The 11,735-nt window shown below is 68.6% G+C and carries 10 protein-coding genes; 1 reads left to right on the top strand and 9 read right to left on the bottom strand.

What is annotated here, in order from left to right; genetic code table 11:
- Positions 1–21 precede the first annotated feature (21 nt).
- Entirely contained in the window at positions 22–882 is an 861-nt protein-coding gene (locus M673_RS12015) for a DMT family transporter (protein WP_061976278.1), read from the bottom strand.
- A 118-nt stretch (positions 883–1,000) separates the two neighbouring features.
- On the opposite strand from M673_RS12015, the gene M673_RS12010 reads away from it, so the two are divergent.
- On the top strand, positions 1,001–2,404 hold the full coding sequence (locus M673_RS12010; protein ID WP_061976277.1) for an aminotransferase-like domain-containing protein: 1,404 nt from the start codon (positions 1,001–1,003) through the stop codon (positions 2,402–2,404).
- Here M673_RS12010 and M673_RS12005 read toward each other — a convergent pair.
- The 8 genes from M673_RS12005 to kdpC form a co-directional block, all read right to left on the bottom strand.
- Positions 2,401–3,045 (bottom strand): SCO family protein, encoded by a 645-nt coding sequence (locus M673_RS12005; protein WP_061976276.1) that lies wholly within the window; start codon positions 3,043–3,045, stop codon positions 2,401–2,403. The genes M673_RS12010 and M673_RS12005 overlap by 4 nt on opposite strands.
- A 44-nt stretch (positions 3,046–3,089) precedes the next feature.
- Positions 3,090–4,709 carry a CopD family protein gene (locus tag M673_RS12000; protein WP_061976275.1) on the bottom strand — a complete coding sequence of 540 codons (1,620 nt, stop codon included), beginning with the start codon at positions 4,707–4,709 and terminating at the stop codon, positions 3,090–3,092.
- A 188-nt stretch (positions 4,710–4,897) separates the two neighbouring features.
- Positions 4,898–5,422, bottom strand: a complete 525-nt coding sequence (locus M673_RS11995) for a copper chaperone PCu(A)C (RefSeq protein ID WP_061976274.1) — start codon at positions 5,420–5,422, stop codon at positions 4,898–4,900.
- 48 nt (positions 5,423–5,470) lie between these two features.
- Positions 5,471–6,838 (bottom strand): PepSY-associated TM helix domain-containing protein, encoded by a 1,368-nt coding sequence (locus M673_RS11990; RefSeq protein WP_061976273.1) that lies wholly within the window; start codon positions 6,836–6,838, stop codon positions 5,471–5,473.
- A gap of 320 nt (positions 6,839–7,158) precedes the next feature.
- Positions 7,159–7,512: a hypothetical protein gene (locus M673_RS11985; RefSeq protein WP_061976272.1), complete on the bottom strand. Its 354-nt coding sequence runs from the start codon at positions 7,510–7,512 to the stop codon at positions 7,159–7,161.
- Between the two features lie 156 nt (positions 7,513–7,668).
- Entirely contained in the window at positions 7,669–8,343 is a 675-nt protein-coding gene (locus M673_RS11980) for a response regulator (RefSeq protein ID WP_061976271.1), read from the bottom strand.
- Positions 8,340–11,012, bottom strand: a complete 2,673-nt coding sequence (locus tag M673_RS11975) for a sensor histidine kinase (RefSeq protein ID WP_061977815.1) — start codon at positions 11,010–11,012, stop codon at positions 8,340–8,342. Before M673_RS11975 ends, M673_RS11980 begins: the two co-directional genes overlap by 4 nt.
- Positions 11,013–11,093: 81 nt before the next feature.
- Positions 11,094–11,729, bottom strand: coding sequence for a potassium-transporting ATPase subunit KdpC (gene kdpC, locus M673_RS11970; protein WP_061976270.1), 636 nt, complete (start codon positions 11,727–11,729; stop codon positions 11,094–11,096).
- Positions 11,730–11,735 lie beyond the last annotated feature (6 nt).

The following is an 11,735-nucleotide window of genomic DNA, read 5'->3' as shown; positions in this document are numbered from 1 at the left end:
GAAGGAACTTTGGGGCCGGCGTCAGGCGTAGCGCTTGGCTCCGGCCACGCAGAGTACGACGAGGCCGGAAGCGGCGACCATGGTCCAGGCCACGGGTTCGCCCAAAAGGGCGCCGGCGAGGAGAAGCCCGAGAAAGGGCTGAAGCAACTGCAACTGCCCGACGCCGGCGATGCCGCCGATGGCCAAGCCGCGATACCAGAAGACGAAGCCGATCAGCATGCTGAAGACGGAGACATAGAAGAGCCCGATCCAGGCCGGCGGCGCGATCCCCCGCAGCGAGGCAGGCCGGGTCAGGCAGGCTACCAGCGCCATGGCGGGAAGCGCCAGAAGCAGCGCCCAGGAAATGACCTGCCAGCCGCCGAGGCGCCGGGACAGAACGGCGCCTTCGGCATAGCCAAGGCCGCAAAGGACGATCGCGGCCAGCATCAGGAGGTCGCCCGCACCCGAACCTTGCCCGCCCTGCGCCAGCGCGAAGCCGGCGACCGACGCGGCGCCAAACAGCGAGAAGATCCAGAAGGCCGGCTTCGGCTGCTCGCCGCCCCGCAGGACCCCGAACAAAGCCGTCGCCAGGGGCAGGAGCCCGATGAAGACGATGGAATGCGCCGAGGTTACATGCTTGAGCGCCAGAGCCGTGAGCAGGGGAAAGCCGATCACGACGCCAAGCGCGACGATCGCCAACGGCCACAGGTCTGCCCGTTGGGGGCGGCGCTGGCGAAGGGTCAGCAGGAGCAGAGCTCCGAGACAGGCCGCGATCACCGCCCGCACCGAGGTGAGAAATAGGGGCGAGAAGCCGCCTACGGCGACGCGCGTCGCCGGAAGGGAGCCACTGAAAATGACGACGCCCAGCAAGCCGCTGATCCAACCCGACGCATTTCGTTCCATAACTCTCTCCAGTTTTGGTACGGAGTAAGCATTATTGTCTGGTTTCGTACGAGATACGGTTTCGTATCGGATGGAGGAACTGTATGGTCCGATCTGAACACGGTAGGGCGAGGCGGTGATGGCGCGAACGAAGGATTTGGTGGAGGACATTCGCCGCCGACTGGCATCCCGCAGTTTTGCGCCCGGCGAGCGGCTCCCCTCGATCCGCCGCTATGCCAGCGCCATGGGCGTTTCGCCCTCCACCGTCGTGGAGGCCTATGATCGGCTCTCGGCCGAAGGCGTCATTCGCTCCCGGCCGGGTTCGGGCTTCTATGTCGCGGGACTGCCGCTGGCGCTGACCGTCGGGGAGGCCGAGCCGAGGCTCGATCGGGAGATCGATCCGCTCTGGGTATCGCGCCAGTCTCTCGACACCGGTCCCGGCGTCCTGCGTCCGGGCTGCGGCTGGCTACCGGCAGAGTGGATGCCGCAGGAGGCCATCGGCCGCGCGCTGCGCAAGCTTTCCAAAGGCGAGGGTGATCGCTTGGCCCAGTATGGCGCGACACAGGGTTCGCCCGCGCTCCGGCGCCTTCTGGCGCGCCAGTTCGCCGGGGAGGGACTGGACGTCGCGCCCGAGCAGATCCTGCTCGCCGGCTCGGGCACGCAGGCGGTGGACCTCGTCTGTCGCTTTCTGCTCCAACCGGGCGACACGGTGCTGCTGGACGATCCCTGCTACTTCAACTTTCAGGCGCTGCTGCGCGCCCATCGCGTCAAAATCGTCGGCGTGCCCTATACGCCGTCGGGGCCGGATGCCGAGCGTTTCGCGGAGGCCGCGCGCACGCATTCGCCCAAGCTCTACATCACCAATTCCGCGATCCACAATCCGACCGGCGCCTCGCTTTCGCCAGCCGTGGCGCACCGCCTGCTGCTCGCCGCCTCGGCCTACGACGTGACGATCATTGAGGACGACATCTTCTCCGATTTCGAGCCCGAGCCCTCGCCACGCCTCGCCGCCTTGGACGGGCTGGACCGCGTGATCCGCATTGGCAGCTTCTCCAAGACGCTGTCGGCCTCGTTGCGCTGCGGTTACATCGCGGCGAAGCCTGAATGGATCGACGGGCTGACCGATCTTCAGGTCGCGACGAATTTCGGCGGCCCAAGCCCGCTTTCGGCCGATCTCGTGCTCGAACTGCTCTCCGACGGCAGCTACCGCAAGCATGTGGCGAGCCTGCGCGCGCGGCTCGCCAAGCGGCGCAAGGAGGTGCAGGCGCGGCTGGAAGGTTTGGGCCTCAGCGTCTGGGTTGAGCCACGCGGCGGCTTCACGCTCTGGTGCCACCTGCCGGAGGGGCGCGATGCCGCCGAGATCGCCAAGGCCGCGCTGGTCGAGAATATGGTGCTCGCGCCCGGCAATGTGTTCAGCGTCTCGCAGTCAGCACCTAGCCTCATGCGTTTCAACGTGGCGCAGACCCCGCCGCAGGCGCTGGACCTGCTGGCGGCGCTGCTGGCCCGGCCGAGCGCCGACGTGGCGCGAAGCGCAGAAGCCTAGCCGGCGCGCTCGCGCCGGGCGTCGTCTCGCGCGGCCGACGGCGCGGGCGGCGCGCCTGTCAGAAGCGTGTTGCGAATTTTGGCGATCGCCTCCTCCCTCGGCGTGCCGTAGGGGATCATGCCCTGAAGCCGTCCGTTGGCGCCGATCATCAAGAGCGAGGTGGAGTGGCGCATATGGTAGTCCTCGCCTTCGCCGGTCTTGCGGGAATAAACCAGCCAGGCCTTCGAGGCTTTCTCCATCTCGGCCGGACTGCCGGTGACACCGACGATGCGATCCGAGATCGAGGCGACATAGGGGCGAAGGACGTCCAGCGTGTCGCGCTCGGGGTCGACCGTGAAGAACAGAGCCTGCAAATCTCGCCCGTCCGGCCCCAGCGCGTTCAGCCAATCCGCCATCTCGATCAGCGTCGTCGGGCAGACTTCGGGGCAATTGGTGTAGCCGAAATAGATGAGCGAGGGCCGGCCCTTCAGAACGCTCTGGTCCACGGTGCCGCCGCGCGTGTCGCTGAGCGAGAACGCCTGGTCCGGCGCGCCGCGCGCGGGCTGGTTCAGCACCATCCAGCCAATCAGGCCGAGAAGAACCGCGATCAAGGTGCCGGCGCCCCCGAAAGCCAGAAGGCGATTGGCGTTTCCCGAAGCCATGGATTGTCCTCTCTTGTCGAGCGATATGGGTTGGCCGTCGCCGCTCAAGGTCTCACGTAAAGATCGGTTTCGAGGCGATCCAGGGTCGCCGCGTCGATCGCGACATCGATCCGCACGTGCCAGAGGCCGGGGCTGGGCAGGGTAGTTTCCACGCGCCACATCCCGTCGCCGGAATTGTGAGCGGTCTGGCGGATCGCCTCGTCTGCCTCGCCCGGCCGCGAAAACAGGAAGGTGACGGATTGCGGGTTCACCGGGCCGTAGTCGATGGTCATGAGCATGGCCGCCGCTTCGATCGGCCCCGCGCGCGCCGGGGCCAGCGTCAGGTCGGCCATTAGAAGTGTCCCCGTCGCATGGGCCTGTGTGGGCTCAGCGGCAATAGCTGCCTCGATCCGCGGCGGCGGCGTGAACCGCCAGAGCGCGACCGTGCCGAGGATCAGAACAGCGACGGCGATTTCCAAACGGATGTGCCGCCGAATAGCCCGTCGCGATGGCACGTCGCCAGCGAGCGCTGGTCGGGTCAGGCGCCAGCGATTGTCCGCCGCCAGCGCGAGGAGGGCGAAGACAAGCGCGAGCTTCACGAGGAGAACCCGCCCGTACCAGCTCTGCCACAGGGCGGGCAGGGTGCCGATCTGGATCACCGCCAGAAAGCCGCCGGACAGGAGAAGCAAGGCCACGACCGGCACGATCCGCTTGGAAAAGCGCCTGAGCGCCGCCATGCGATCCGCATCCTCTGATGCGCGCAGCGCCATGGCCAGCGGCAGAAGCGCGCCGATCCAGAGCGCGACCGTGATCGTATGGACCGCCACGGCCGGCCGTGTCCATTCTCGCGGCGGGGCGTTGGAGGCGTGGCCGGTTGAGGCGAGCGCGAGCCCCGCCCCGAGAAGTGCAAGCCCGGCGAGCGTGGCGCCGAAACGCCGTGGAAGCCAAGTGGCTACGAGTGCAACGGAGAGCGCGAGCGCGGCGATGCCAGCGGCCGAGCCGAAGCCCGTTTCCATCGCCGCGCGCCACGTGGCTCCGGTTGCCAAAGCCAACAGGGGAGCGCCCAGCGCGTCGAGCCCCTGCGCGCCGAGCGAAAGCGGCACGGCGATAAGGCCGAGTGCGAGCGCGATGTGCACGCGCGACAGCGCTTGGTCCGAAGGCTGTGCCCCTAGAAAGAGGCCGGCGGCACCGCCGATGCCGAAGAACAGGCCGAGATAGAGAAGCCAGCGCGACGCCCAGACCAGCGCCTGCACCGCGCGGTCGAACTCGGCGGGGATTGCCGGAGGCTCTGCGCTGGGCGCGCCGATCGACAGGCGCATCGAGCCCGCCACGGGATGCCCGTCCAGGGAAACGACGCGCCACGTCAGGATATGCGTGCCTTCGTCGAGCGAACGGGGCGCGGCGATCTCTACGCTGTTGCCGGCGACGGCGCTTGCCGAGAGGGCGTGCGCCTTCCCGTCCGGCCCGATGAGCGCGAGGCGCAGCGGCGAGACCGGCTCGCTGAAGATCAGTTCGAACCGATCCGGTGCGCGCGCCAGCACCGCGCCGTCGGCCGGCTCGGTGGCGACGAGACCCGCATGAGCCTCGGCCGGGGTGACGAGCGACAGAGCGCCCACGACCATCAGTCCGATCAGCAGCAGGCATCGCAGCGCGGCGCGGAGGCGAGACAGGGACGTTTCTCCCATCGGAATGAGTAGACCCTGCCAGGTGGCGCAAACTCTCTTCGAAGCGTGAGCCGGTGTCCTCGCATCAGACGCTGGCACCCCTTCCGCCGACACCAACCTCGGCGCTAGCGACAGCCGATCCACGCGCGATCCAGCGCGCGGACGCGGTGCTTGTCTCCCGATCGGCATGTCGTCGGCGCGGGGCGGTCTCAATGCTGGTGGCCTTCCTCGCCCTCCTCATGCGCGCCGTGTGCCGGGCCGGTCGCGCCCATCTTGTCCACCTGCAGCTGCACCTCGATCGAGCCCGCCTTCTCGAAGGTAAGCGTGACGGGAATCATCTGGCCCTCCTTGAAGGGCGCCTTCAGGCCCATGAGCATCAGGTGATAGCCGCCCGGCGCCAGTGCCGCCTTGCCGCCGGCCGGGATCGCCAGCCCGTCGACGCGGCGCATGTTCATGATCCCGTCCGTGATCGACATCTCGTGGATCTCGACCTTCTCGGCGGCCGGCGACGCGGCGGAGATGAGCTTGTCTTCCCCAGGGCCGGAATTGACGAGGCCGAAATAGCCGGCGCCCGTGCGCGCGCCGGGCGGTGTCGCGCGGCTCCAGGGATGTTCGATCTCGATGGCGCCGAGTTTGAACCCGTGGGCGGCGGCGGGCGAAAGGGCTGCGAGCGAGCCGAGCACGAGAGTGGCGGCCAGCGCGAGGCCGTGCAGGCGAGCGAGGGAAAGGGGCATGGATCTGGGTGTCCTTTTGACGATGGGAAAACGAGAGGGAGCGGGCGCTCAGGCGGCGCGGCGGGCGCGAAGCCGCGTCATGGTCCAGTCGAGAAGCAACATGACCAGCAGCGAGGCGCCGACCAGAGGAAAAAGCACGCCGCCGATTGCCAGCAGCACAAGCAGCCCGCGAAAGACGCTCGTGTCCTTCGGCAGCGGCGGCACGCCCATCGAGCGGCTCGGCCGGCGCTTCCACCACATCACGCCCGCTGAAACGGCCAGCGCGACATTGCCGACGCAGACCGCAGCCAGGAACCACTGGTTGAACCAGCCGAATTCCTGCCCGAGATGAACGTTGATGCCCCATTCCAGGGAACGGCCCAACGGGCCGTAGTCGGCATAGCTCATGTCGAGCAGGGGCTCGCCCGTATATTGGTCGAGATGCACGACGCGCTGCTGTGTCAGATCGTCGGGATAGACCGAGCCGGTGTAGACGCCGGTGGGCCGCGTCGGAAGGTTGACGCTGTAGCCGCGATAGAGGCCAAGCGTGTCGAAGACAGCAACGGCGCGGTCGAGGCCGATCGGCGTCCGGAAGGGCGTCGCGCCGGACAGGGGAACCTCCGCCTGTTGAAGCGACCAGCCGACCGGCCCCTCGTCCGAGAGACGTTGGCCGGACATCGGCACGTCCACCCGGACCCCGGAGGGGTAGCCGAAGTTCGAGCCGTTCGCCCATTCGTTCACCTTGCCGCCCCAGACCTGCGACCAGGGCATGCCGGTGACGGCGAGAAAGACGATGAAGACGCCGAGCATCGATCCCGCCACGGCATGAAGATCGCGCCAGAACACGCGCTTCTTCGGCGTGCCGCGAACCGTGACGACGCCCTCTTTTCGCCCGCGCGGCCACCAGAGATAGAGGCCCGTCACGACCAGGAGGATGGACCAGCCGGCGGTGATCTCGATCAGCCCGCGCGCGACGGGCCCGAAGAAGCGCAGGCTGTGCAGATGGCGCACGGTCCACATGATCGTGCCTTGGTCGGGCAGGGAGCCCAACACCCGGGCGTCGTAGGGATCGAGATAGACGACGCGCTTTTCACCGCCCGCGCTCTTCACGGTGATTTCGGCGGACGAGGTGGGGCCGGCGTTCTGGGTGTACTTCACGGCTGTTCCCGGAACAGCGTCGAGCGCGGCCGCGACGAGGCGGCTCGGCGCGGCGAGATCAGCGCCATCCTCGGCAACCACACGCTTGAGATCGGCGTGAACGAACGTGTCGATCTCGTCGCGGAAGAGATACAGGCCGCCGGTGATCGACAGCGAGATCAGGAAGGGCAGGACGAAGAGACCGGCGTAGAAATGCCAGCGCCAGACGGCGCGGTAAAGATCGTTCGCCGAGGCGGAACGGGGCAGATCGCCCGTTCGCACGGCCATGAGGTCGGACATTGGAAGGCTCCGAAAGGCAGGAATGGGAACGCCTTCGACCAGACATGCCTGCGCCAGCGCGCGCTGATCCGCGCCAGGGTTTGGCGACGTGCCTCCGGGTCTCACCGCCCGCGACGAAGCGCGGCGCGTGCGAGTGTCCGATCCGTGTATGCCGCCCGCGCGGCGGACAGGAACTGCGAGATCGGACCGGGATGCAGCGTCGGATCGTCCGGCTTTGGGATCGGCTCGGGAGGGCTAGGGCGCGTCGCTCGGCGGCAACATGGTCTTGGGCTCGGACAGCGGGCGAGGTCGGCCGCGTGACGCGGCATTGCCTCGCAGGATCAGCCGAAGAGGGGCGGTCCGCGCGTGTTGCGCGGCGTTTCCACCGCGCCGGAGCCCACGCCCTCGAAGAGCGTAAAGGGTTCGTCCAGAACCAGGGGCTGACGAACGATCAGGGACAGAAGCGAGGGGGATGGGAGCGGCCCGCCGAACATGGCGCAGCCCATCGAGCAGCAGGCGGGAACGCTGGAATGGCCGGCCGGCTTGTCGTGCGAGCCATGATCGCCCGGCGCGCCGAACTCGGCGCAGATGACGTTGCCGAACTGATCGCGCGGGAGAAGCTCGGCCGAGGCGGAGAAGGTGAAGCCAAGAAGCGCAGCCTGGACGACGAACAGAAGCGCGACGACGCGTCCCATCCACTCGCCCGACCTGCCGCGCAACGCCCTCAAACCCGCCTCCCTGGAAATTCGCTTCACCTTTGGTAGCACAGGTTCGGGTGCGCCGAAACGCGAACCTCAAGACGTGCTGCGGCCGATGGCCTCGCGAAGCGTAAAAGGTCGAGAAATGCAGGATCAGACCAGCCGATAGCCGACGCCCGCTTCGGTCAGGATGCGGCGCGGCGCGGCTGGATCGTCCTCCACCTTCTGCCGCAGATGGCCGATATAAACTCTCAGATACTGCGTGTCGGCCTCGTTCGCCTGTCCCCAGACCTCGCGCAGCAGATGGCCGTGGGTCACGACCTTGCCGGCATGGCGCAGGAGCACGGCGAGGAGATCGAACTCGCGCCGCGTCAGCTTCACCTCCGCCGCGCCGTTGCGCACGATGCGCGTCTCGGGGTCGAGCGAGAGATCGCCGGCTGTGAGGGGGCCGACCGGCGCGCCCTGGCGATGGCGCAGCGCGGCGCGCAGGCGCGCCATGAGCTCGCCCACGCCGAAGGGCTTCTCGACATAGTCGTCGGCACCGAGATCGAGCGCCTGGACCTTTTCGGCCTCCCGGTCCCGCGCCGACAGGACGACGATCGGCACGTCCGACACCTGGCGCAGCCGAGCGATCACCGCCTTGCCATCCATGTCGGGCAAGCCGAGGTCGAGAACCACCGCGTCGGGCCGATCGCTCGCGGCAAGGCGCAGCGCGTCGGCGCCGTTCAGAGCCTGGACCACATGGTAGCCCTCGGCGGTCAGCGAGGGCTTGAGAAACCGGTGGATCGCCGGCTCGTCGTCCACGACGAGAATGGTGGCCTTGTTCATGGGGTCTGTCCCTTCCCGTCCGGCAGGCGAATGCGGAACGCTGCGCCGGTCGCACCCGCATGATCCTGCGGCAGAAGCTCGATCGTGCCGCCATGCGCTTCGACGATGCCCTTGGCGATGGCAAGGCCGAGTCCCGCGCTTTCCCCGCCATCGGCCTTCGAATGCACGGCGCGGGTGAACTTCTCGAAGACTTCCGCGCGCAGCGCTTCCGGCACGCCCGGTCCGTCGTCGGCGATCTCGACTATGAGCGCCTCGCCATGTCTCCTTGCCGCCAAGGTCACGTTCGCGTCCCGTCCGGCATGGCGCACCGCGTTGCCGACGATGTTGCCCACCGCCTGATCGAACAGGCTCCCGTCGATCTGCGCAAGCAGCGGGCGGTCTGACAGGACGAGCGTGAAGCGCTGCGTCGCGCCCCGGCGCTTGGCGAGGTCCACCGCGCGCTCCAGCGCCTCGCCGACGTCGATCCAGTCGCGGTTGATCTCCAGCGCGCCGGCTTCCAGCCGCGTCATCGACAGAAGATTGCGCACCATGGAGTCGAGATGGCGGGCCTCGTCGCGCACTTGGCCCAGCAGTTCCAGCCGCGCCTCGGGTTCGAGACGGTCGCCATAGTCGATCAAAGTCGTGGCGGAGCCGAGGACGGATGCGAGAGGGGTGCGGAAATCGTGGCTGATCGAGGCCAGCAGAATGTTGCGGACACGCTCCGTCTCTGCCGCCGTTCGCGCGCTGCGCACTTCGGTGGACAGAAGCGCCCGGTGCAGGGCGGCGGCGGTCTGCTCGGCCAGGGCGGAAAGAAGCGTGCGCGCTTCCAGCCCGAGCGGTGCGTCGTCGCCGGCCCGTTCCACACCGACCACGCCGACGCGCCCGTCCGGCGCGGGCAGCGGAAAGAAGGTCCAGCCGCTGGCCGGCAGGGTGGCGGTTCCCCCGCCGGCCGGCTCGTCTCGGTCGAAGGCCCAGCGGGCCGCCGCGCGCGCCGGGGTGTCCAGCCGGTCGTCCGGCGGCCAGGACGCGGCGATCTCCAAGTCTGTGGTGCCGGGCCGCAGGATGGCGCAGGGGCGCCCGATCGCGGCGTTGATCTCGCTCGCCGCCGCTTCCATGACGGCTGAGGCATCCGGCAGGGCCGAAAGGCGCCGGGTGAACTCGTAGAGCCGCCGCGCCGCCCGGGTGCGCGCCGCCGAGGCGCGCATCTGGTCCCGCGCCTGACCGGCCAGGGCCGAGATGGCGACGGCGATAATGAGAAAGATCGCCAGCGCCAGAAGCTCGTGCGGCCGCGCCACGGTGAAGCTGCCCGTCGGCTCGATGAAGAAGAAATTATAGGTCGCGAAGGACAGGAAGGACGCGAAGATCGCCGGCCAGACGCCGTGGAAGAAAGCCGGCACCAGCACGGCCAGGAGATAGAGCATGGAAAGGTTCGGCAGCGGCACGAAGCGCACGATCTGCGAGCCCGCGAGCGTCGCCGTGGCGACGCTGGCGAGCGCTGCGCCGTAGCCGCTCCAACTGCCGAGATCGACCCCGCGCCCGGCCGCGCTCGCGCTTTCCTCCTCGCCGGTCAGGACATGGATCGAGATGCCGTCCGCCTGCCGCACCAGGGCGTCAGCAAGGCTCCGCCTCGGCCAACCCCAGCGCAGGCCCGTGCGACGCGCCTTGCCGACCACGATCTGCGTCACGTTCTCGTAGCGCGAGAAGCGGAGGAGCTCGCGCGGCCAGTCGGCCGCCACGAGGCGCTGCGTTTCGGCACCCAGCGTCTTGGCAAGCTGCATGGCCGTCTCCAGCCGGGCCGCCGCGTCCTCGTCCAGCGACACGCCCGGCCGCTCGATCGTGACGGCGAACCAGGGCGCGTCGAGGAGATCGGCGAGGCGCTTGGCCGTGCGCACCAGCCGCTCGGCGGACTGGTTGGGTCCGAGGCACACGAGAAGCCGCTCGCCGGCGGCCCAGGGCCCTTCGATCGCGCCGCCCTGCATGCGCTCCAAGAGATCGCTGTCGACCCGGCTCGCGACCTGCCGCAGCGCGAGTTCTCGCAGCGCCGTCAGGTTCGAGGGCTTGAAGAAATTCTGCGTCGCCCGCGTCGCGGTGTCCTCGACATAGACCTTGCCCTCTGCCAGACGCCGGATCAGCTCGTCCGGCGGCAGATCGACCAGAACGATCTCGTCCGCGGTTCGCAGCGTCGTGTCCGGCACGGTTTCGCGCACACGCACGCCGGTGATGCGCTGGACGACGTCGTTGAGGCTCTCGACATGCTGGACGTTCATCGTCGTCCAGACATCGAGCCCGGCCTGGAGAAGCTCGGCCACGTCCTGCCAGCGCTTGGGATGGCGGCTGCCCGGCACGTTGGAATGGGCGTATTCGTCCACCAGCAGAAGCGAGGGACGGCGCGCCAGTGCGGCGTCGATATCGAGTTCGGGAACCAGCCGCCCTTTGTAGGAGATGCCCTTACGGGGCAGGAGCTCGAGATCGGCGATCATAGCCTGCGTTTCGGCCCGCCCATGCGTCTCGACGATTCCCACCAGAACGTCTCGCCCCGCCGCCTTCGCCGCGCGCGCCGCCTGGAGCATGGCGAAGGTCTTGCCGACGCCGGGCGCCGCGCCCAGAAACAGTCGCAGCTTGCCCCGGCCCTCCCGCTCGGCATGGGCGAGAAGCGCGTCGGCTGAAGGGCGTGCGGCCGGTTGCGGCATGCGTGTCGGACCCATCTGACAATGGAACGAAGGGACGACGCGCGTCCCTCCGCCTTTCCTATCTCAAATCTACCGGCGAGATCAGCCGGCCGGTGCCGTGTTGGCGGCGGTGGGCGTTCCCGGCGCCGGGGCGGCGCCCGGTGCATTCGTGGGTGAAAGTGCGTCCAGCGCGAGATTGGCCGCCAGCACGTTGACGCGCGGTTCGCCCAGTACGCCGATGGTCCGCCCGGCCGTGGCGCCGGCGATGGCCTGTTCGACCTGTGCCAGCGGCAGACCGCGCACCTTGGCGATGCCGGGCGCCTGAAGCGCGGCGAAGGCCGGCGAGATATCGGGGTCGAGGCCGCTGCCCGAGGTGGTGATGGCGTCGGCCGGCAGAAGCTTCGCGCCCGTCGCCGCCTTCAAGGTCGCGCCGTCGGCCTCCAGGCGGGCGGCGAGCTTGGCGCTGGTCGGGCCGAGATTGGTGCCGGACGAGGCCGAGGCGTCGTAGCCCGTCGTGCCGGCCGCCGAGGGGCGGGGATGGAGATAGCGATCGGTCGTGAAGGACTGGCCGATCAGACGGGAGCCGACCGACTCGCCGTTGCGCGAAACGAGGCTACCCGACGCTTCCGCTGGGAAGACAAGGCCGGCAACCGCCGTCATCGCCAGCGGGTAGGCGAGGCCGAGAAGGAGGGTGAAGGCGAGCAGAAGCGTGGCCGCCGCGCGGAACTGGGACAACATGGTGTT

It is taken from the genome of Aureimonas sp. AU20 (genome assembly GCF_001442755.1).
Taxonomy (GTDB): domain Bacteria; phylum Pseudomonadota; class Alphaproteobacteria; order Rhizobiales; family Rhizobiaceae; genus Aureimonas.
Note: the sequence above shows the minus strand (reverse complement) of the source record. Positions and strands in the feature narration are given on the sequence as shown.

What these genes read in the sequence shown, in the direction of transcription:
- M673_RS12015 (WP_061976278.1), bottom strand. Translation starts at nt 882, where the DNA reads ATGGAACGAAATGCGTCGGGTTGGATCAGCGGCTTGCTGGGCGTCGTC.
- M673_RS12010 (WP_061976277.1), top strand. Translation starts at nt 1,001, where the DNA reads ATGGCGCGAACGAAGGATTTGGTGGAGGACATTCGCCGCCGACTGGCA.
- M673_RS12005 (WP_061976276.1), bottom strand. Translation starts at nt 3,045, where the DNA reads ATGGCTTCGGGAAACGCCAATCGCCTTCTGGCTTTCGGGGGCGCCGGC.
- M673_RS12000 (WP_061976275.1), bottom strand. Translation starts at nt 4,709, where the DNA reads ATGGGAGAAACGTCCCTGTCTCGCCTCCGCGCCGCGCTGCGATGCCTG.
- M673_RS11995 (WP_061976274.1), bottom strand. Translation starts at nt 5,422, where the DNA reads ATGCCCCTTTCCCTCGCTCGCCTGCACGGCCTCGCGCTGGCCGCCACT.
- M673_RS11990 (WP_061976273.1), bottom strand. Translation starts at nt 6,838, where the DNA reads ATGTCCGACCTCATGGCCGTGCGAACGGGCGATCTGCCCCGTTCCGCC.
- M673_RS11985 (WP_061976272.1), bottom strand. Translation starts at nt 7,512, where the DNA reads ATGGGACGCGTCGTCGCGCTTCTGTTCGTCGTCCAGGCTGCGCTTCTT.
- M673_RS11980 (WP_061976271.1), bottom strand. Translation starts at nt 8,343, where the DNA reads ATGAACAAGGCCACCATTCTCGTCGTGGACGACGAGCCGGCGATCCAC.
- M673_RS11975 (WP_061977815.1), bottom strand. Translation starts at nt 11,012, where the DNA reads ATGCCGCAACCGGCCGCACGCCCTTCAGCCGACGCGCTTCTCGCCCAT.
- kdpC (WP_061976270.1), bottom strand. Translation starts at nt 11,729, where the DNA reads ATGTTGTCCCAGTTCCGCGCGGCGGCCACGCTTCTGCTCGCCTTCACC.